At 66.0% G+C, this 18,311-nt stretch carries 13 protein-coding genes; 7 read left to right on the top strand and 6 right to left on the bottom strand.

Going from position 1 to position 18,311, the window contains the following annotated elements; all coding sequences use genetic code 11:
* Positions 1-8: 8 nt before the first annotated feature.
* Both infC and LC060_RS03165 read left to right on the top strand, forming a co-directional pair.
* Positions 9-530, top strand: coding sequence for a translation initiation factor IF-3 (gene infC / locus LC060_RS03170; protein WP_039388811.1), 522 nt, complete (start codon positions 9-11; stop codon positions 528-530).
* A 169-nt stretch (positions 531-699) separates the two neighbouring features.
* Entirely contained in the window at positions 700-1,344 is a 645-nt protein-coding gene (locus LC060_RS03165; RefSeq protein WP_226632626.1) for a trimeric intracellular cation channel family protein, read from the top strand.
* A gap of 135 nt (positions 1,345-1,479) precedes the next feature.
* Here the strand turns inward: LC060_RS03165 and LC060_RS03160 are convergent, their stop codons facing one another.
* The 5 genes from LC060_RS03160 to LC060_RS03140 form a co-directional block, all read right to left on the bottom strand.
* A complete protein-coding gene (locus LC060_RS03160) occupies positions 1,480-3,078 on the bottom strand; it encodes a DUF5597 domain-containing protein (protein WP_226632624.1) in 1,599 nt (532 codons plus the stop codon).
* 73 nt (positions 3,079-3,151) lie between these two features.
* Complete coding sequence (locus LC060_RS03155; protein ID WP_226632622.1) at positions 3,152-4,804, bottom strand: alpha-L-fucosidase; 1,653 nt, start codon at positions 4,802-4,804, stop codon at positions 3,152-3,154.
* Between the two features lie 282 nt (positions 4,805-5,086).
* Positions 5,087-7,963 carry a TIM-barrel domain-containing protein gene (locus LC060_RS03150; protein ID WP_226632620.1) on the bottom strand — a complete coding sequence of 959 codons (2,877 nt, stop codon included), beginning with the start codon at positions 7,961-7,963 and terminating at the stop codon, positions 5,087-5,089.
* Positions 7,964-7,990: 27 nt separating this feature from the next.
* Entirely contained in the window at positions 7,991-9,622 is a 1,632-nt protein-coding gene (locus tag LC060_RS03145; RefSeq protein ID WP_226632618.1) for a DUF5597 domain-containing protein, read from the bottom strand.
* On the bottom strand, positions 9,622-11,835 hold the full coding sequence (locus LC060_RS03140; protein WP_226632617.1) for a hypothetical protein: 2,214 nt from the start codon (positions 11,833-11,835) through the stop codon (positions 9,622-9,624). The genes LC060_RS03145 and LC060_RS03140 overlap by 1 nt, the downstream gene beginning before the upstream one ends.
* Before the next feature lie 176 nt (positions 11,836-12,011).
* Here LC060_RS03140 and LC060_RS03135 point away from each other — a divergent pair, with 176 nt between their 5' ends.
* From LC060_RS03135 to LC060_RS03115, 5 genes are read left to right on the top strand one after another with little or no spacing between them, the layout of a single operon-like run.
* Positions 12,012-13,127, top strand: a complete 1,116-nt coding sequence (locus LC060_RS03135) for a fumarylacetoacetate hydrolase family protein (RefSeq protein ID WP_226632615.1) — start codon at positions 12,012-12,014, stop codon at positions 13,125-13,127.
* Positions 13,128-13,176: 49 nt separating this feature from the next.
* Positions 13,177-13,962 carry an SDR family NAD(P)-dependent oxidoreductase gene (locus LC060_RS03130; protein ID WP_226633602.1) on the top strand — a complete coding sequence of 262 codons (786 nt, stop codon included), beginning with the start codon at positions 13,177-13,179 and terminating at the stop codon, positions 13,960-13,962.
* A 50-nt stretch (positions 13,963-14,012) separates the two neighbouring features.
* Positions 14,013-14,885 carry an SMP-30/gluconolactonase/LRE family protein gene (locus tag LC060_RS03125; protein ID WP_226632613.1) on the top strand — a complete coding sequence of 291 codons (873 nt, stop codon included), beginning with the start codon at positions 14,013-14,015 and terminating at the stop codon, positions 14,883-14,885.
* On the top strand, positions 14,848-16,347 hold the full coding sequence (locus tag LC060_RS03120; RefSeq protein ID WP_264191669.1) for a sugar porter family MFS transporter: 1,500 nt from the start codon (positions 14,848-14,850) through the stop codon (positions 16,345-16,347). The genes LC060_RS03125 and LC060_RS03120 overlap by 38 nt, the downstream gene beginning before the upstream one ends.
* A gap of 2 nt (positions 16,348-16,349) precedes the next feature.
* Positions 16,350-17,183: an aldose 1-epimerase gene (locus LC060_RS03115; protein WP_226632610.1), complete on the top strand. Its 834-nt coding sequence runs from the start codon at positions 16,350-16,352 to the stop codon at positions 17,181-17,183.
* A 6-nt stretch (positions 17,184-17,189) separates the two neighbouring features.
* Here the strand turns inward: LC060_RS03115 and LC060_RS03110 are convergent, their stop codons facing one another.
* Entirely contained in the window at positions 17,190-18,284 is a 1,095-nt protein-coding gene (locus tag LC060_RS03110) for a LacI family DNA-binding transcriptional regulator (protein WP_226632607.1), read from the bottom strand.
* Positions 18,285-18,311: the final 27 nt, after the last annotated feature.

Below are 18,311 nucleotides of genomic sequence, written 5' to 3'. Positions count from 1 at the left end.
CCCGGCGCATGATGGCGCCACCGGTCAAGAGCGGACCGCGCTACAACAAGTTCATCCAAGCCGACAAGGTCCGCGTGATCGACGAGAACGGCGAGAATGTTGGCGTCCTTTCGACGCGTGACGCAATCGAGCGTGCGGCCGATGTCGGCCTCGACCTCGTGGAAGTGTCGCCCAACGCCGATCCGCCGGTGTGCAAGTTTCTCGATGTAGGCAAGTACCGCTACGAGGCCCAGAAGAAGGCCAACGCAGCGCGCAAGACCCAGAAGACGCAGGAGATCAAAGAGATCAAGATGCGTCCGAACATCGATGACCACGACTACGACGTGAAGATGCGCAACGTACAGCGCTTCATCGAGGCGGGCGACAAGGTGAAGGTCACCCTGCGCTTCCGCGGCCGCGAACTTTCGCACCAGCAGCTGGGCATGAACCTGCTGCGCCGCGTGCAGGAAGGCGTTGCCGAGATCGCCAAGGTCGAAGCCTACCCGCGCATGGAAGGCCGCCAGATGCTCATGGTGCTCTCGCCCAAGTAAGCATCTCGGGCCTTCGCGCCACGAACTTCCGGAAGGCGCCCCGACAGGGGCGCCTTCTGTCGTTTCAGGGGCCGCGAATTCCTGCGATATGAAAATTCCTTCGGACAACGCAGCACCTGCGGGTCGCCCCCTATTCCCCCTCACGCCCGGGCGTGTGTAAGGCTGGGTGATGCCTGTTGCCACCCAACTCGTCCCCGCTGAACTCGTTCTCGTCGGACCGATCCTCGACATCGTGAACTACACCGGGATCGCCGTGTTCGCGGTTTCGGGTGCGCTCGTTGCCGCGCGCAAGAACCTCGACATCATCGCCTCTATCTTCTTCGCCACCGTCGCGGGGATCGGAGGAGGCTCGCTGCGCGACGTCTTCACGGGCGTTCAGGTCAACTGGATCCTCTCTCCCGCCCCGCTGGTGCTGTGCATCGCAGTGGGCATCCTGGTCTGGCTCTTGCCCACCCGCATCTGGCCCGAGCGTGCGCTGGAATGGTTCGATGCGGGCGGCCTTGCCGCTTTCGCGGTCTTCGGCACCGGCAAGGCGCTGAGCCTGGGCGCAGCCCCCCTTCCCGCCGTAGCCATGGGGGTAATGAGCGCGTGCATGGGCGGCGTCATCCGCGACGTGGTCGCAGGCGTCCCCTCGATCCTCCTGCGCAACGAACTCTACGTCACCGCCGCGCTGCTGGCGGCGGGTGTCTTTCTGGGCCTGACCATGGCCGGGCTGTCGTCCGGGCTCGCGACGATCCTTGCCACGCTTTGCGGCTTTTGCCTGCGCGGCGCGGCGATCCACTGGGGCCTGCGGCTGCCGCGGCACAAGGGGTAGAAGTGATGATTCAAGGGGCCATCACCCCTTGACCCCATACTATCTGCCTCACCTTCCGCGCGCCACGGTGGCTGAGAAAGGTGAGGCAGACAGTTTGGGGAGCCCGAGGGCGATGGCCCTCGGAAAGCCCTTTTCTTACCGGATCGGGTATGTCGCCAGCTTCACATGCAGGATCTGGTTGGCGGCGGTGAAGTTCAGCCCCCAGTCGACCTGGTCCCCGTTCCACACCCGCTCGAAGACCCAGTTGCCTGCCTCGTCGTAGTGGCCCTGCTCGACGCGATCGAGGATGAGGTTCGCACGGGCCGGATCCGCCATCTCGAACGTCACGCGCGCGAAGCGGCCCGTGACAAGGTATTCGTCGGGGGCGATTTGGGCGATAGCCGCTCCACCCTTGGGCCAGTCATTGCCCTTGGCCTCGCCCATGCCCCAGTCGCCGCGCCCGAAGCTGACCTCGGCCTTGTAGCGGCCGAGGTCCAGTACCTCGCGGTGTTCGTCCGCCGGGTCTTCCGGCTCGGCCACGCCCCAGGTCTTGCCCGCAAAGGCCCATTTCGGCCAGAGCCGTTCGAGCCCCTCGAACAGGGCGTAGTTCGCCGAAAACGGGGTCAACGCCTCGTCGTTCAGCTTCGAAGTCACGGGAAAGCTCGGCAAATAGCGCAAGCGGTCGATCCCGAAGGGCGACCAGCCGATCGCGCCGCGCCCCATCGCCTCGAAGAAGAAGCGCGCGTACTCCTTGGCATGACCCGTCTCCGGCACGAAGAGCGCGTTGTCAGGGCGGTCGTACTTGTCGAGGAAGCCGAGGTAATCCTTGTGCTTCGTGGTGTAGATATCGGGACCGACAAGGTCGAGATGCGGCGCGGCCGCCTTGTAGACGTCGATCACGGTGTTGGCCGGGCCGCCGCTCGCGTAGGTATTGGGATCCTGCCAGTCGAAGGGATTGCCGGTCAGCGCGGCGTTCGCGTACATCGGCAGCGGCTTTACCGCCTTTCCCGCAGCGGCAACCGCATCGATGTAGCGCGCGACATGCCAAGAGTGGAAATAGAGCTCGGCATCGCGCCCGTAGAGCTCCTGCCAAGTCCCTTTCCCCTTGCCCGTCCGGCGGCGCAGCGCCTCGGGAACGGGGGCGGCAAAGGCCTTTTCGGCTGCGGGCGAGTGGTCGCGGGCAAGGCCATAGGTGCCCGGCTCGTTCTGGACCTGCACCATGATGACCGTGTTCTGCGGATCGGCCTCCTTCAGGTGGCCCATGAGCGCAGCGAAGGCGCGGCTGTCGGCCTCCAGCGTCGACTTCGCGAAAGGCGAAAGCGCGTAGTGGAAGGTGCCATCGGCCCGGCGCATGCGCGGGAAGCGGGCGTTGTCCAGCTTCACCCAGGCAGGTGCGTACTGCGGGTTGGTGTTCTTCCAGGTCGCGAACCACAGGAGAACCAGGCGCACATCATGCGCGCGGGCTTCGTCCAGCAGGGTATCGACGGCGGAGAAGTCGAACTTGCCTTCCTCCGGCTCGATCTGCTCCCAGCCGATCGGCGCTTCCACGGTGTTGACGTGCATGGCCTCCATCGCGGGCCAGACGCCGGGCATCGCGGCGGGCCAGGAACTGGAATTATTGATCTGCGCGCCCAGCATCAGGAACGGCGCGCCATCGACCATCAGAGCGTGGCGCCCATCCTTCGTGGCGATCCGAGGCAACTCGTCGGCACCTGCCATCGCGGGCAGGGCCGACAGCGCCAGAGCGCCTGCCATTCCCAAGCCGCACCGAACCATTCGCCGAAACATCGCTCTCTCCTGTCTTTCCATGCCTTCTCTACCGGGGCGATCAGACGAGCCCCGGCCCCTCGATCTTGAGCACCGGCACGAAAATGTCCCCCGGCGCGAGGTCGAGATGCAGCACGCCTGCGTCCTGACGGAAGGGCACCGGGCCACCGCCCACCTGTGTGATCCGCGCAATTCGGCCCTTGCCCGCCTGCGCCAGCGCGCGGCGGCCGAGAGCCCGGACCTGGAGCGGCGCATCGCCTGTCGCCAGCACGAAGAGGTAGAGCGCGTCCTCCCTGGTCGTGAAGCGCACGTCGCCCGGCACGAAGCCTTCAAAACCGCCCTCGTTCTGCATGCCGACCTGAAGCTGGGTCGGTCCCTCGCCGTAGACGTGCCAGGGGCGCGAGCCATAGACCGCCTCTCCGTTCACCGCGAACCAGCGTGCGAGATCGTCGAGGATCTTCTCTTCCTCGGCATCGATCGTGCCATCGCCGCGCTGGGGCACCGACAGGAGCAGGTTGCCGTTCTTCGAAATGACGTCGGCCAGACGCTGCACCACGGCGGCGGCGGGCACGTAGCTCTTGTCGGTAAAGCGCGCGCGGTTGTAGAACCAGTCGCCCAGGCACGTGTCGGTCTGCCAGGGCTCGTCCCAGAGATGGTCTGTGAAGCCGCGCTCGACATCCTGCACGAGCCCGAAGCGCGCGCGCGGGGTCAACTGCTTGGCCGTCAGCACCACGTCGATCTTGCCGTGCCATTCGAGCGAGCGGTTGTAATAGTCGGCCGCTGCGGCGAGGCCATAGGGCCCGAAGGGCAGCTCGTAATTGTCCGTATAGCAGAAGTCGGGGCGGTACTTTGCCACCAGGTCCATCTGGCGCAGCAACCACTGGCGCGCGAAGGCGGTGTCACCGGGCGGCACGGTCTCGATCCACTCACCGTCGTGCGCGTCATGCCAGGCGTTCATGGCCGCGACGCTATCAATGCCGTCCGGCGCGACCATGTGGCGGCCGGTATAGAGATCCTGCGGATCGAGCCCCTCCCACCAGGTGCCTGCGCCATCCTCCTTCGTCAGATGGTAGGCATCGTAGCGCTCACCCGCACGCGGCCCTTCGGGATCATAGGCATAAGCCGGCTGATACCAGTGCCAGGCGTGCGAGGTGTGGTTGGAGACACCAAACTTGAGGCCTGCCCGGCGCGCCGCCTTCTCCCAGGTCCCGACCACGTCGCGCCCCGGCCCGACGCGCAGCGAGTTCCAGCCGTGGTGCGCGGAATCGTAGCAATCCAGGTTGTCGTGATGGCAGGCGAGGCTGACAAAGTACTTCGCGCCCGCTTTCACGAAGCGGTCCATCAGGCCTTCAGGGTCCCACTTGTCGGCGGTCCAGCGCTTCTGGACCTCCATCATGCCCGTGTCAGCGGGATGGCCATAGGTGCGCAGATGGTGCTCGTACATGGGGTGGCCCTGCATGTACATGAAGCGGCCATACCAGTCGCCCTGCTCGGGCACCGACTGCGGCCCCCAGTGCGACCAGATGCCGAACTTGGCGTCCCGAAACCAGTCCGGGTAGCGGTAGTTCGCCACCAGCGAATTCCAGGTCGGCTCGACCGGCCCAGGCTTCGTCGCGATCTGTCCCTGAGCCGATCCGGCCAGTCCGGCAAGACCGCCTGCTCCAAGCATGCTGCCGAGGAAGGCGCGCCGGGACGGATGTAGCCCCTTCAGCATGGTGCGCACCGCCTCGTGGCTCGGCTGTTCCTGCGTGACGCGGACATGCGGATGGCTCTCCCAGAAAAGGTAACGCTACCACCAACTAGCGCGGCATCGGCGTTTGTTTCAAATTAATTCAAGAGGCCGAAAAAACGGCACGATTGGGCGATACAACTATGATTTATAGTCAATATCGCCCCCTCAGGACTTGCCCGAGGGGGCACACTTCTGCATGGGAGGGCCTGGCCTGCCTCACTTTTGGAGGAGGAGAGGCGAGGCAGGCCAGACCCCGCAAGGCAGTTACGGACGCTCGATCCGCACCGCCTTGCCATTCCATGTCACTTGCGCATCGTAGCTCGTCGCCTCGGCCACACTGTCGCCGGGTGCGATCCACTTCACGCGTACGGTACGGCTCTGGGGCATGCCCTCGTAGCCCTGCCCCTCACGCGCGCCGAGCGTGACGGTGCCGGTGGCATCGTCGTAGCGGATCGGCATGCGCTCGAACGCACCGGTCTTGTAGCCGAGCGAGCGGCCATCGTCGTTGTAGAGCGAGAACGCACCGTCCGCGCCGGTGTAGACGACCAGCGTCACGGGCGCCTCGGGCTGTTCGTCGACATACTGGATGACCGGGCCCATCGGCACGATCGAGCCCGCCTTCACGAACAGCGGCATCCGCTCGGCAGGCGCCGGTACGGTCGCCGAGGTACCGCCCTCGTAGGCCTTGCCGGTCTCGAAGTCGTACCAGGTCAGGCCCTCGCCCGGGAACCAGACCTCGCGCTCACGCACCTGGTAGTCTGCGACCGGCGCAACCAGGAAGGCCTTGCCGAAGAGGAACTGGTCGTTGACCGCGCGAGCCTTTGCATCCTCGGGGAAGTCCATGACCATGCCGCGCATGATCGAGCCATCCTTGAGGTAGGTGTCCGCGCCCAGGGTGTAGATGTAGGGCATCAGGCGGTAGCGCAGCTTGTCGTACCACACCATCGAGGTGCGCATGTCCGAACCTTCCGGCGCGATCTCGAAGATCTCGCGGTAGGGGAACTCGCCGTGGCTGCGGAAGATCGGGCTGAAGGCGCCGAACTGGAACCAGCGCAGGTTCAGCTCCTGCCATTCGGCAAGGTCTTCCGGCGTCGGGTTCTCGACGGTCCAGCGCGGCTCGACCGAGAAGCCGCCAATGTCGTGCGTCCAGTTGGCAAAGCCCGACATGGCGGTGTTCACGCCCGCCGAAATCTGCGCCTTGAGGTCATACCAGCGCGTCGCAACATCACCCGACCACACGGCCGAGCTGTAACGCTGCAGCCCTGCGAAACCCGAGCGCGTCAGCAGGAAGGGGCGCACGTCGCTCTTGTAGGACGACCAGCCGTCGTAGAACGCCTCGGCATTCATCAGCGGGAACGAGTTGAAGAACTCGGCCGCAGGACCAGCTGCGGTCGGGCCCATCGTATCGATGCGCTTCTCGATCGAGAGGTTGGAGTGCAGATCCGGCTCGGATGCGTCCGCCCACCAGGCGTCGAAGCCCTTGACCGCGATCTTCTTCTCGATCTGATCCCAGAAAATCTCGCGTCCCTTCTCCGAATAGGGATCATAGAAGGAGTTGAGGTAGCCCACGCCGACCCAGTCCTTGTTCCCCTGCTCGATGTTGCCGTGGTACATCGCGCCCGCGGCATCGAGCTCCTTGTAGTTCTCGGTGGTGGGATAGAACTTGGGCCAGACCGAGATCATGATCTCGGCGTTGTTCGCGTGGACGTCCTCGACCATCGCGGCCGGATCGGGGAAGCGCGTCTCGTCGAAGTCGTGGCTGCCCCAGGCATCGTCCTTCCAGTAGCGCCAGTCGAGCACGATGTTGTCGATGGGATAGTTCAGCTGGCGATAGGTGTGGAGCACGTCGAGTAGCTGGCTCTCGTCCTCGTAGCGCTGGCGCGACTGCCAGAAACCGTAGACCCACTTGGGCATCATTTCCGACTTGCCGGTCAGCTCGCGGTAGCCCGCAACGACACCGTCCATGTCCTTGCCCGGAATGAACCAGTAGTCCTTGTCGCGCGCGACCTCGCTCGTGAACCAGACCGAGTGGCGGTCGGCCTCGGGCATCGGGTCCTTGTGCAGCAGCGCCATGTAGCCCGCGTTAGGCTCCCACTCGATGCGCACCTCGGCGTCCTTGCCCGCGGTCAGCGGCACCTCGAAATCGGCGTACCAGGGGTTCCAGTTCTGGCGCCAGCGGTCGAGCAGCAGCTCGCCATCGACGTAGACCTTGTAATAGCTCGAACCATAGAGCTGGAACTGGTGGGTGCCGGTCTTCTCGGGGTGGAGCGTGCCGGTCCACACCACAGTCTGGGTCTGCACCGCGTTACCGGCCGTGTTCTGGCCTTCGGTCGCGGCTTCGGTCTTCGCCTTGGCGGCTTCGGGCCACTTGGCCTGGTCCTCGATGTACTGGTAGTCGATCGAAGCTTCCTGCTGTTCGACGGCGAGCTTGCCATCGAGGAAGTACTGCGCCTTGAAGCCGGGCTTGCCGTCCGAGGTGACCTTCAGGCCGCCCTCTTCGCCCACCAGCGCGTAGGGCATCGGGTTGCCGAAGCGGGTGATGCTCTCGTTGTCCCAGAGCAGGCCGTAGTTCTTCGTCGAGACGAGGAAGGGCGTGCCGATATCCATGTTGTGCTGGGCAAGTTCCACGTCCTTGCCGTTGTAGTCCATCACCGCCTGCTGGTGCTGGCCGAGGCCATAGATGCCCTCGTCGGTGCCGCGGTTGAACTGCTGCGAGACGGTGACGTAGGGCGTGCCGTCAGCCGAAGTCTGGGTGAAGACGGCCGGCGCGCTTTCGCTCAGGAGCTCCGCGCCCTTGGCGTCGTAGAAGCGCACCTGCCCGGTCGCGGTGTTGATCGCGGCGCTGGCCTTGGCCGCGCTCACAAAGACATAGCCCTGCTTCTCGCTTACCTTGTAGGTGCCCGCCTTGGGCGGATTGGGCGCCATCAGGCTGGCGTTGGCGGCGGGCGCCTCGAAGCCCTTGGCATCGGCCACCACGTGGAAGATGCCCTCGCCGTGGAGGGTTACCGTCACGGTGTCGGACGGGCCGCTGTCGGGGGTGACGATGACGCCGCCCTCGATCTTTTCCACGCTGGCGGCCAGCGCCGGCATCGAACAGAGCGCAGAGCCGGCAAGCAGCGCTGACAATTTCACAAACTTCATTTTCGTATCCCCTGCCCTGTCAGGCTCTCACTTGGATGAATAGAAACCGGTGGTGACCTTGAGCACCTGCGGCCGGTCGATAAGGTTGATCCCGTAGTCGGTCTGATCGCCGTTCCAGCGTCGTTTCAGCACCCACCTTCCGTTCTCGAAGGTGCCCTCCTCGACCGAGACGACCACGCCGTTCGCCGCGCCATCAGCCGGACTGAAGCGTACGCGCACGTGATCGCCCATGACGAGGTACTCGGTCTGGGACAGCTGCGCGACCGCGACACCGCCCACCGGCGCCTCGGCCCATTCGGGCGGCTCGGAGGGGAGCCAGGTCCAGTCCTTCTCTCCGAACTGCCACTGCCCCCAGTCCGCGCTGATCTTCCACTTGCCCAGCACCGTCTCGCGCGGCGAGCCGTCGTCGGGCTTGGCCGTGCCCCAGGTCGGGCGGGTATAGGCGATCTTTGCCCATTCGCGCGCAATGGGCGCGAGCGTCGCATAGGGCAGTGCAAAGGCGCCCAGCGTCTCATCATCCAGCGTGCGCGCGCCCAGCGGGTAGTTGAAGAAACCCGTGTCATCCATGCCGAAGGGCGCAAACCCGATCCCGCCGCGCCCGATGGTGGGCCAGAAGAAGCGCGCGAACTCGATGGAATTGCCGATCTCGGGCACCATCAGCGCGTTGTCGGGCCGGGCGTACTTGTCGAGATAGGCGACGATGTTCGCGCTCTCGCGGTCGTAGATGTCCGGCCCGGCAAAGTCGATGTCGGGCGCGGCCGCCTTCCAGATGTCGAGCACGTCCCACTGCGGCCCGCCGCTGGCAACACCGGTGGGATCGGGCACGTTGGAGGGGCCTGCAAGCGAGGCGTTGACGTACATCGGCAGGTTCTTCACCGCCTTGCCCGCCTTCGCGACCTCGTTCACGAAGTGCGCGACATGCCAGGTCTGAAACGCGCGCGGGGCCTGCGCGCCGTAGACCTCTTCCCAGGTCCCGGACTTTCCCTCGGCGTTGGCAAGCGCCGCCGGAATGGCCTTGGCGAACTGCGCGTTGGCTGCGGCCGAATAGTCGCGCGGGACGCGGTAGGAGCCGGTCTCGTTTTCGGGCTGGACCATGATGACGGTGTTTTGCGCGTCATGGTCGCGCAGGTATTCCATCACCTTCACGAAGGCCCGGCGGTCTGCATCCAGCGTATTTTGCGAGAGCGGCGAAAGCACATAGTGGTCCGAGCCATCGGGCGCCTTCATGCGGGGAAAGCGCGCGTTGTCGAGCTTCACCCAGGCCGGAGTATAGCTGGGGCTGGTGTTCTTCCAGGTCCCGAACCAGAGCAGGACGACGCGCGTGTCGTGCGCGCGGGCACCTTCGAGCAGCGCCTCCAGATAGCTGAAATCAAAGTGCCCCTCGACCGGCTCGACCTGCTCCCAGGCAATCGGGATCTCCAGCGTGTTGGCGTGCATCGCCTCCAGCACCGGCCAGACCTCGTCCAGCATCGCGGGGTAGTTGCTCGAATTGTTGGCCTGCGCGCCCAGCATCAGGAACGGCGCGCCATCGACGATCAGCGCGTGGCGCCCGTCCTTGCTTTCCAGGCGCGGCAATTCGCCGGGCGCGGCGAGCAGGGGGCCAGCAAGCGCCGCCCCGGCCAGAAGCGCCAGGGACGCTGCGATACGTGGAAACTTCATCACTTCCTCTCCCCCGCGCCGCTTTTCGGATCGCCATAGACGATGCCGCGGCCGTCGGTTGCAATATAGACGCGCCCGAACAGACGCGGATCGCCAGTCACCATGCGGATGCGCAGACCCCACTGGTGCTTGTCATCGTTGATGCGCTGCCAGTTCGCACCGCCATCAAGCGAGCGCCAGATCGCGCGCACGCCCTGCTTCGTCCCCAGCGCATAGAGCGCCGGGACGCCCGCCTCGGACGCGCCCTTGCCAAGGCCATAGCGCTCGACGTCGAGGTCGCCGCCTGTCCGGTCCCAGTTCTCCCCGAAATCGGGCGAGTGCCACAAGTCGCCGCCCAGTTGCAGCCACAAGTTTCCAGCGCGGCTGGGATCAGCGAGGATCGGCGCGGGCGCCTCGCGGTTGGCCGAATAGGCGGGCGAGAGATCGCTGGGCAATCCATGCCCCCCCGCTTCCATGAAGTGCGCGCCGCCATCGTAGCTGCGCACGATCCGGTTGTTCGCAAAATCGATGGCGTAGAACCGGCGGGCATCACGCTTGTCCGAGGTTACCCGCACGCGAGAGGGCAGGCCTTCGACGGCGTGCCAGCTTGCCCCGTGGTCGCGCGAGTATTGCGGCTCATCCGTCTCGACAAGGAACGTGCTCCCGTCCGCCGAGACGGTGATCGCCGCATTTCCGGTCTCCTCAGGCAGAGGCGATCCATCGGCGTGGCGCTCGCCCTCGGGCACATAGAGCGGCTGCCAGCTCGTCGCCCCATCGTCGGACCAAGCAAGCGAGGTGTCCGGCACTGTGCGGGCGTGGGTATTGCCGCTGCGCACGAGGATCTGCGGCGCATCGCCCGCATAGTCGAGCGTGTTGGTGTTGGAAAGAAACGGGTTCACGTGCTGCGTCGCTGGCGAGACCGCGAAGTCGTCATGCCGGAAGCCACCAATGTCCCCAAAGCCGGAGATCAGGTGTGCCCCGCCGGTCGGGCTGACCATTGTGATGATCGCGGTCTGCTCCACGCCCTTTGTCCAGGGCTGCCAGTGCATCGTGTCGCCCGCGTCCAGCTCGTCCGTTGCATAGACCGTCGCGCCCGTCACATAGGCGGCGTGCCCGGCATCGTAGGGATCGATAGCAAGCCCCGCGATCCAGTGCCCGAAATTCGCCTTGTCGCCGAAGTCGAGGAAGGGCGTGGCCGACACATCGCGCACCGAACGCTTCCAAAGTGCCTCCCAGTGCGCCCCTGCATCGCGGCTCAGCCAGACGGTGTCGACGGGATTGCCCCGGTCCACGGTGCTGACGGCCAGCATGGCAGGGTCCTGCGCCGAGACAGCCACGCCCATGTAGCCCCCCACGGGCGCTTCCGGGCCCTTCTGCGGCGTCACGTCCCGCCAGCTTTCCCGCGCCGGATCGAACCGCCAAACCGCGCCGCGCGTGATACCATTGGGACCGATGGCGTCGCACAGCGTGACCGTCAGCACATGATCGCTGCCGACCACGGCCTTGACCGCAAGGAGCCCCCTGCCCGGACCGCCCGCAACCGCCTGCCAGGTTTCTCCACCATCCTCGGAACGGTAGATGTGCGCGCCTTCAGGATCGGCGTTGCCCACGAAGACACGCCCCTTCACCGCCGGATCGAACACCACGAAGGAAAGCCCGCCATGCGTTGCGCGGCGCCCCTCAGGGATGCCCAGCCCTTCCAGCGGAAAGGCTTCGACCTTGCGCCAGCTCGCGCCCGCATCCTCGCTGCGCCACAGCCCCTGGTGCCGCGAGCCGAAGAACAGGCGCTGATTGTCGGACGGATCGATGGCAAGCCGTTCGCCCAGACCGCGTCCGTCCTCATTGCCGCCCATCGCGAAGGGAACATCGCTGCGCACCCAGTTCGCACCATAGTCGCGCGAGCGGAAGATGGCGGCCGCGCCGCCCTTGTGCATGCCCGCCGCCAGATAGACCGTGCCCGCATCGACGGGATCGGCGGCCACGCTCTCGATGCCCATGAAGCTGCCTTCGGAGACGCCGTCGAGAAGCTGCACCCAGCGGTCCGCCTTCGCGTCCCAGCGATAAGCACCGCCCATGTCGCTGCGCAGGTACGCCAGTCCCTTCTCGATGGGACTGAAGATGATGCCGGGCGTGAAACCACCTCCGCCGACGCGCACGTGCTGCCAATCGTAGGAAGCCGATTCGGCTCGTTCGGAGCGCGCAAGGACCTGACCTGCAGACGCGGCCAAGGCCACTCCCGCGAGAGGTAATGTGAGCGCATAAAACGCCGCCCTACGTGCCTTGCCCCAGGCCATAACTGCCCCGCTCTCCTCACGATCGAACCTTCTGGCCGACCAATCCCAAAGTCGCGTCTTGACGCTGTCGTGGTTGTCATAGATAACGCTAACACCTGCGGAGGGGAATAGCACTGATGAAAAATATACCGGCCCTTGACAGGGGCCTGCCCGAAGACTGGCGCGCCGGCACGTTTCTTGGCCGTATCGAGACCAGCGAAGGCCCCAGCCCCATTCTGATTCGCGACGGACGTGTCTTCGACATGGCCAAAGTCGCGCCGACCGTCGCCGATCTCATCGCGCAGAACGTTCGCGAAGGCGGCACAGAACTGGGCGGAATTGAAGTTCTGGACGAAGCCGCCCTGCTCAGCCCAATCGATCTGCAGTGCGTAAAGGCCTGCGGCGTGACGTTCGCGGTCTCCGCGCTCGAGCGCGTGATCGAGGAACGCGCCCGCGGCGACTACCGCAAGGCCCAGGAACTGCGCGGCAAGATCGAGGATGCGCTGGGCGGCTCGGTCCGCACCACCGTCCCCGGCTCGCCCGAGGCCGATGCTCTCAAGCAGACGCTGATCGGCGAGGACCTGTGGTCGCAGTACCTCGAAGTCGCCATCGGGCCGGACGCGGAAGTCTTTACCAAGTGCCCGGTCCTGGCAACCGTGGGGCAGGACGCCGAGATCGGCGTGCGCTCGGATTCCAGCTGGAACAACCCCGAACCCGAAGTGGTGATGGTGGCTGGCCCCGATGGCAAGGCCGTGGGCGCGACGCTGGGTAACGACGTCAACCTGCGTGACTTCGAGGGCCGCTCGGCCCTGCTCCTGGGCAAGGCCAAGGACAACAACGCCAGCTGCTCGCTTGGCCCCTTCATCCGCCTCTTCGACGAGAGTTACACCATCGAGGACGTGCGCAGCGCCGATGTCGCGATGACCATCGAGGGCACCGACGGCTACCGCCTCGAAGGCCACTCGACCATGCGGGAGATCAGCCGCGATCCCGAGGACCTGCTGGGTCAGGCGATGAGCGAACACCAGTACCCGGACGGCCTTGTGCTGTTCTGCGGCACGCTGTTCGCCCCCACGCAGGACCGCGACGAGCCGGGCAAGGGCTTCACGCACAAGGTGGGCGACACGGTCACCATCTCGAGCGCGCGGCTGGGCACGCTGACCAACACCGTCCGGACTTCGGCCGAGGTCGCCCCCTGGACCTTCGGCCTTTCCGACCTCTTCCAGAATCTCGCCAAGCGCGGGCTTCTTTGAAAACCATCCAAGCAAAAGAACGAGAATAGACGTGGGCGAGCAGGACACGATGCTGAGCAAGGCTTCCACCGATGGCGTGAGCGCTATCTATCCCGAACTCCAGGACGCGAAGGTCATCGTCTCGGGCGGCGCGAGCGGCATCGGCGAGGGCCTGGTCAAGGCGTTCGTGGCGCAAGGGGCGCAGGTCGCTTTCGTCGATATCCAGGACGAGGCCGGTAACGCGTTGGCACGCGAGCTGGCGCAAGATGCGCGCCACGCGCCGATCTACCACCACCTCGACCTCACCGACATCGGCGCGGTGCAGGCAACGATGGCAGATCTGGTCGCGCAGCTTGGCGGCGTCGACGTGCTCGTCAACAACGCCGCGAACGATGATCGCCACGCTGTCGCCGACGTCACGCCGGCGTTCTGGGAAGAGCGCATGAACGTGAACCTGCGCCACCAGTTCTTCGCCGCCCAGGCCGTCATCCCCGCGATGAAGGCCGCCGGTGGCGGTGCGATCATCAATTTCGGTTCGATCTCCTGGCACCTGGGCCTGCCCGACCTCGTTCTCTACCAGACTGCCAAGGCCGCGATCTCGGGCATGACCCGCAGCCTCGCGCGCGACCTTGGCCGCGACAACATCCGCGTCAACACGGTGGTCCCGGGCAACGTGAAAACGCCGCGCCAGGAAAAGTGGTACAGCCCCGAAGGCGAAGCGGAAATCGTTGCCGCGCAATGCCTTTCGGGCCGCATCATGCCCGACGACGTCGCCGCACTTGTCCTCTTTCTTAGCTCGCACGGGGCCCGTATGTGTACCGGCCACGATTACTGGATCGACGCCGGCTGGCGCTGATCCGGTCCCTTCGAGCCTATAAAGAACACAAGGACGAGAGAGTGAGAGCGATGCAGGCAGACCATTTCCTGAAAGTCGGCGCGCACCTTGGCGAAGGCCCCTGCTGGATCGACGGCGCGCTGTGGTTCGTCGACATCAAGGGCAACACCGTCTTCAAGGTCGATCCCGAGACCCACGCGCTCACCCGCTGGGCCACGCCCGAGCACGTGGGCTGGGTCCTGCCGAGCGCGCACGGCGACCTCATCGTCGGCCTCCAGTCGGGCCCGCACCGCCTCGATCCCGAGAGCGGCACCCTCACCCGGATTGCGCAGGTCCACACCGACCTGCCCGACAACCGTCTGAACGATGCCGCCATTGATGCCCAGGGCCGCGTGTGGTTCGGCTCGATGGACAATCTGGAAGAGAGCGAAACCGGTGTTGTCTTCGTCCTCGACAAGGGCGAAGTGCGCGAGAGCGCGATCCCGGCGATCACCATCACCAATGGCCCGGCGATTTCGCCGTGCGGCAATTGGCTCTACCACGTCGACACCATCGGGCGCCGGGTTTTCCGCCACGCCATCCAGGCCGACGGCACGGCGGGTGAAGGCGAGCTCTTCCTCGACTTCACCACGCCCGATCGCGACGACTGGGGGCATCCCGACGGCGCGATCTGCGATGCAGAGGGCGGCATCTGGCAGGGCTTCTTCGGCGGGGGCGCCGCGCGCCGCTTCGCGCCCGATGGCACCCTGACCCACGAGGTTCGCTTCCCGGTCAGCAACGTCACCAAGATCACGCTGGGCGGCCCGGACGGTCGGACCGCCTACGCCACGACCGCGCGCCAGGGCCTGAACGAGGCCGAACTGGCCGCGCAGCCGCAGGCGGGCGATCTCTTCACCTTCCGGGTCGATGTACCCGCAGGCGCGCCACGCAGCGCCAACACCTGATTTGAGCGCGGGCCGCACGCTGCCCCCAAGACGTGCGGCGGCCCGTTGGGAAAGGATTACTGGAATGGACAGGGTTGAAATCAACACCCGCCTGGTGGCGCTCGTCGTCGCCGTGGCAACCATCGGCGGGTTCATGTTCGGCTACGATTCGGGCGTCATCAACGGGACGCAGAACGGGCTTGAGGCGGCCTTTGACCTCGGCAGCCTGGGCATCGGCATCAATGTCGGCGCGATCCTTGTCGGCTCCTCGTTCGGCGCCTTCATCGCAGGCCGCCTGTCCGACCGGATCGGGCGGCGCGGCACGATGATGCTGGCCGCCGTCCTCTTCCTCGTCTCCGCCCTTCTCGCGGGCGCGGCAGGTTCCTCGGCCATCTTCATCATCGCGCGCATCATCGGCGGGCTCGGGGTCGGCGCAGCCAGCGTCACCTCGCCGGTCTATATCTCCGAAATGACGCCCGCCGAAGTGCGCGGACGCCTCTCCAGCGTGCAGCAGGTGATGATCATCACCGGCCTTACCGGCGCCTTCTTGGCCAACTTCGTGCTGGCGCGCTGGGCCGGTGGTTCGACCGCGACGCTCTGGCTGGACTTTCCGGCATGGCGCTGGATGTTCTGGCTCCAGGCGATCCCGGCCCTGATCTACTTCCTCGCGCTCCTGGGCATCCCCGAGAGCCCGCGCTACCTTGTCGCGCAAGGGCGCATCGAGGAAGCCCGCGAGGTGCTGACCCGCCTCTTCGGCGCCGCCACCGCGCAGCGCAAGGTCGCCGAGATCGAGGCCTCGCTCGCCGCCGACCATCACCAGCCCAAGCTCTCCGACCTCGTCGACAAGGCCACCGGCAAGATCCGCCCGATCCTGTGGGTGGGCATCGGCATCGCCGTGTTCCAGCAGCTCGTGGGCATCAACGTCGTCTTCTACTATGGCGCCACGCTGTGGCAGGCAGTCGGCTTCACCGAAGACTCCGCGCTCCAGATCAACATCATCTCGGGTGCGCTTTCGATCGGCGCGTGCCTCATCGCCATCGCCTTCATTGACCGCATCGGGCGCAAGCCCCTGCTGCTGATCGGCTCGGCGGGCATGACCGTAACGCTGGGCGTGGTCGCCTGGGCCTTCTCGACTGCCGTCACCGGCGCGGACGGAGCCGTGAGCCTGCCGGGCAACGCAGGCCTCATCGCGCTGATCTCGGCCAACGCCTATGTCGTCTTCTTCAACGTCAGCTGGGGCCCTGTCATGTGGGTGATGCTGGGCGAGATGTTCCCCAACCAGATCCGCGGCTCGGCGCTCGCCGTGGCCGGCTTCGCGCAGTGGATCGCGAATGCGGTGATCTCGGTCAGCTTCCCGACGCTGGCCACGACCCCCGGCCTCTCGGTGACGTACGTGCTCTATGCGCTGGCCGCCCTCGTCTCGTTCTTCTTCGTGCGCGCCACGGTGATCGAGACGCGCGGCCGCGAACTCGAGGACATGTAAGGATGCGCTTGGCCTCGGGCGACTGGGCCCTCACGCTCGATCCGTCAGCGGGCGGCCTGATCCGCACGCTGACCCGGCGGGGCGCGGACATCCTGCGCCCCATGCCCGAGGGCAGCGAAGACTCTCTGGAAAGCGCCTGCTTTCCCCTCGCGCCCTACGCCAACCGGATCGCGCACGGGCGTTTTGACTGGGGAGGCGAGACCTTCTCGCTCACCCCCAACCATCCGGCCATCGCCCACCCGATCCACGGCACTTCCTGGCTGGGCGAATGGATGGTGCGCGACAGCCGGGAGGACACGGTCACGCTGGTCCACGCGCATAAAGCCAATATGGACTGGCCCTGGTCCTTCGCGCTGACCCAGACGCTGCACCTGAGCGCGCAAGGGCTTACCGCGCGCCTCCAGATCACCAACACCGACACACGCGCGATGCCTGCGAGCCTGGGCTTCCACCCCTGGTTTGCGCGCGCGGACGTCACCGCAATTTCCTTTGCGGCCAAGGGCCTGTGGCTGGGCGATGCCGAGATGCTCCCGACCGAGCACACCGCCCCCGATGCCCTTGGGGACTGGAGCACGCCCGCTCCGCTCGACCTGCCGCACCTTATCGACAACTGCTACACCGGATGGAACGGCGCCGTGCGCATCGCGCGCCGCGACGGCGACCTCGTGCTCGAAAGTGCGGGCACGCCCTACCTCCACCTCTTCGTGCCGCAAGGCGCCGACTTCTTCTGCGCCGAACCGCAAACGACCATGCCCGATGCGGTCAACCGCGACGCGCCCGCCCCGCTGGAACCCGGCGCCACGCGCACGCTTGAAATGACGATCCGCTCGGCCTGAGAGGGCTCAGACGGTGGCAGGAACCCGCGTTGCCGGACGGCGGCGCGGGGCCGCGTCGGACTGCCGGCGCACGAGCTCATAATCGACCATGATGCGCTGCTCGCCCACTTCGGCGCTGCGCTTGTTGCGCAGGAACGTCGCGAGGAGCTCGACCGCCTGACGGCTCATCGCCGCGATGGGCTGGTGGATCGTGGTGAGTTCGGGCCAGATCGTCGTCGCCATGGCCACATCGTCGAACCCGCAGACGGTGAGATCGCCGGGCACGTCGAGCCCGCGCCGATGCGCGACCGCAACAGCCGCAGCGGCCATGTCGTCATTGCTGGCGAAGATCGCGGTCGGCGGGTTGTCCTGCGCAAGCAGCTGCTCGGCCGCATCGAGCCCGGAGCGGTAGGTAAAGAAGCCCTGCGCGACGAGCGCCTCGTCATAGGCATAGCCCGCGTCGGCCAACCCCTGAAGATAGCCTTCATGGCGGTCCTTGCTGGCCGCAAGATCGGGGTGGCCAAGGATGAAGCCGATCCGCTCATGCCCGAGGGAGGCGAGGTGCGCGGTCATCTCGCGCGCCGCGCTCGCATCGTCGATCAGGATCGTGGCGATGCCGTCCTGCTCCTTGGGCGTGGCGACGGCCACGGTCGGGATGCCGGACTCGCGCAGAACGCCGAGGACTTCCTCGGATTCGCAGATCGGCGGGGGCAGGATCACGCCATCAACGCCGCCTGCGACCATGCGCTCCACCGCCGCGGCCAATTCCTCGCCCTCTTCCACCTTCTGGATGACGATCTGCACGTCAAGCCGGCCTGCCTCTTCCAGGCTGCCGACGATGAAGGCCGAAAGGAACGCCTCGGACGGGTTGGAATAGAGCAGGCCGATGCGGATCTGGGAGGCTCCAGCCAGGCTGCGCGCGGCGCGGTTGGGCGCGTAGTTGAGCTTGGCGATCGCCTCGTTCACGGTGTCGCGCGTGGACTGGCGCACTTTGGGCTCGGCATTGATCACGCGCGAAACGGTCATCATCGAGACGCCCGCCATCGCGGCCACGTCTGCAATCGTTGGGGCTCCCGTCTGCCGCGATCGCGGGGACCGGCGTTTGCGCTCACTATCTGCCATAAGCCGACTTTAGCAGGACTTCGCCAA

The sequence above is a fragment of the Novosphingobium profundi genome, from assembly GCF_020524485.1.
GTDB lineage: Bacteria > Pseudomonadota > Alphaproteobacteria > Sphingomonadales > Sphingomonadaceae > Novosphingobium > Novosphingobium profundi_A.
Note: the sequence above shows the minus strand (reverse complement) of the source record. Positions and strands in the feature narration are given on the sequence as shown.

What these genes read in the sequence shown, in the direction of transcription:
- LC060_RS03145 (WP_226632618.1), bottom strand. Translation starts at nt 9,622, where the DNA reads ATGAAGTTTCCACGTATCGCAGCGTCCCTGGCGCTTCTGGCCGGGGCG.
- LC060_RS03150 (WP_226632620.1), bottom strand. Translation starts at nt 7,963, where the DNA reads ATGAAGTTTGTGAAATTGTCAGCGCTGCTTGCCGGCTCTGCGCTCTGT.
- LC060_RS03165 (WP_226632626.1), top strand. Translation starts at nt 700, where the DNA reads ATGCCTGTTGCCACCCAACTCGTCCCCGCTGAACTCGTTCTCGTCGGA.
- LC060_RS03125 (WP_226632613.1), top strand. Translation starts at nt 14,013, where the DNA reads ATGCAGGCAGACCATTTCCTGAAAGTCGGCGCGCACCTTGGCGAAGGC.
- LC060_RS03110 (WP_226632607.1), bottom strand. Translation starts at nt 18,284, where the DNA reads ATGGCAGATAGTGAGCGCAAACGCCGGTCCCCGCGATCGCGGCAGACG.
- LC060_RS03120 (WP_264191669.1), top strand. Translation starts at nt 14,848, where the DNA reads ATGTACCCGCAGGCGCGCCACGCAGCGCCAACACCTGATTTGAGCGCG.
- LC060_RS03115 (WP_226632610.1), top strand. Translation starts at nt 16,350, where the DNA reads ATGCGCTTGGCCTCGGGCGACTGGGCCCTCACGCTCGATCCGTCAGCG.
- infC (WP_039388811.1), top strand. Translation starts at nt 9, where the DNA reads ATGATGGCGCCACCGGTCAAGAGCGGACCGCGCTACAACAAGTTCATC.
- LC060_RS03135 (WP_226632615.1), top strand. Translation starts at nt 12,012, where the DNA reads ATGAAAAATATACCGGCCCTTGACAGGGGCCTGCCCGAAGACTGGCGC.
- LC060_RS03130 (WP_226633602.1), top strand. Translation starts at nt 13,177, where the DNA reads ATGCTGAGCAAGGCTTCCACCGATGGCGTGAGCGCTATCTATCCCGAA.
- LC060_RS03160 (WP_226632624.1), bottom strand. Translation starts at nt 3,078, where the DNA reads ATGGCAGGCGCTCTGGCGCTGTCGGCCCTGCCCGCGATGGCAGGTGCC.
- LC060_RS03155 (WP_226632622.1), bottom strand. Translation starts at nt 4,804, where the DNA reads ATGCTGAAGGGGCTACATCCGTCCCGGCGCGCCTTCCTCGGCAGCATG.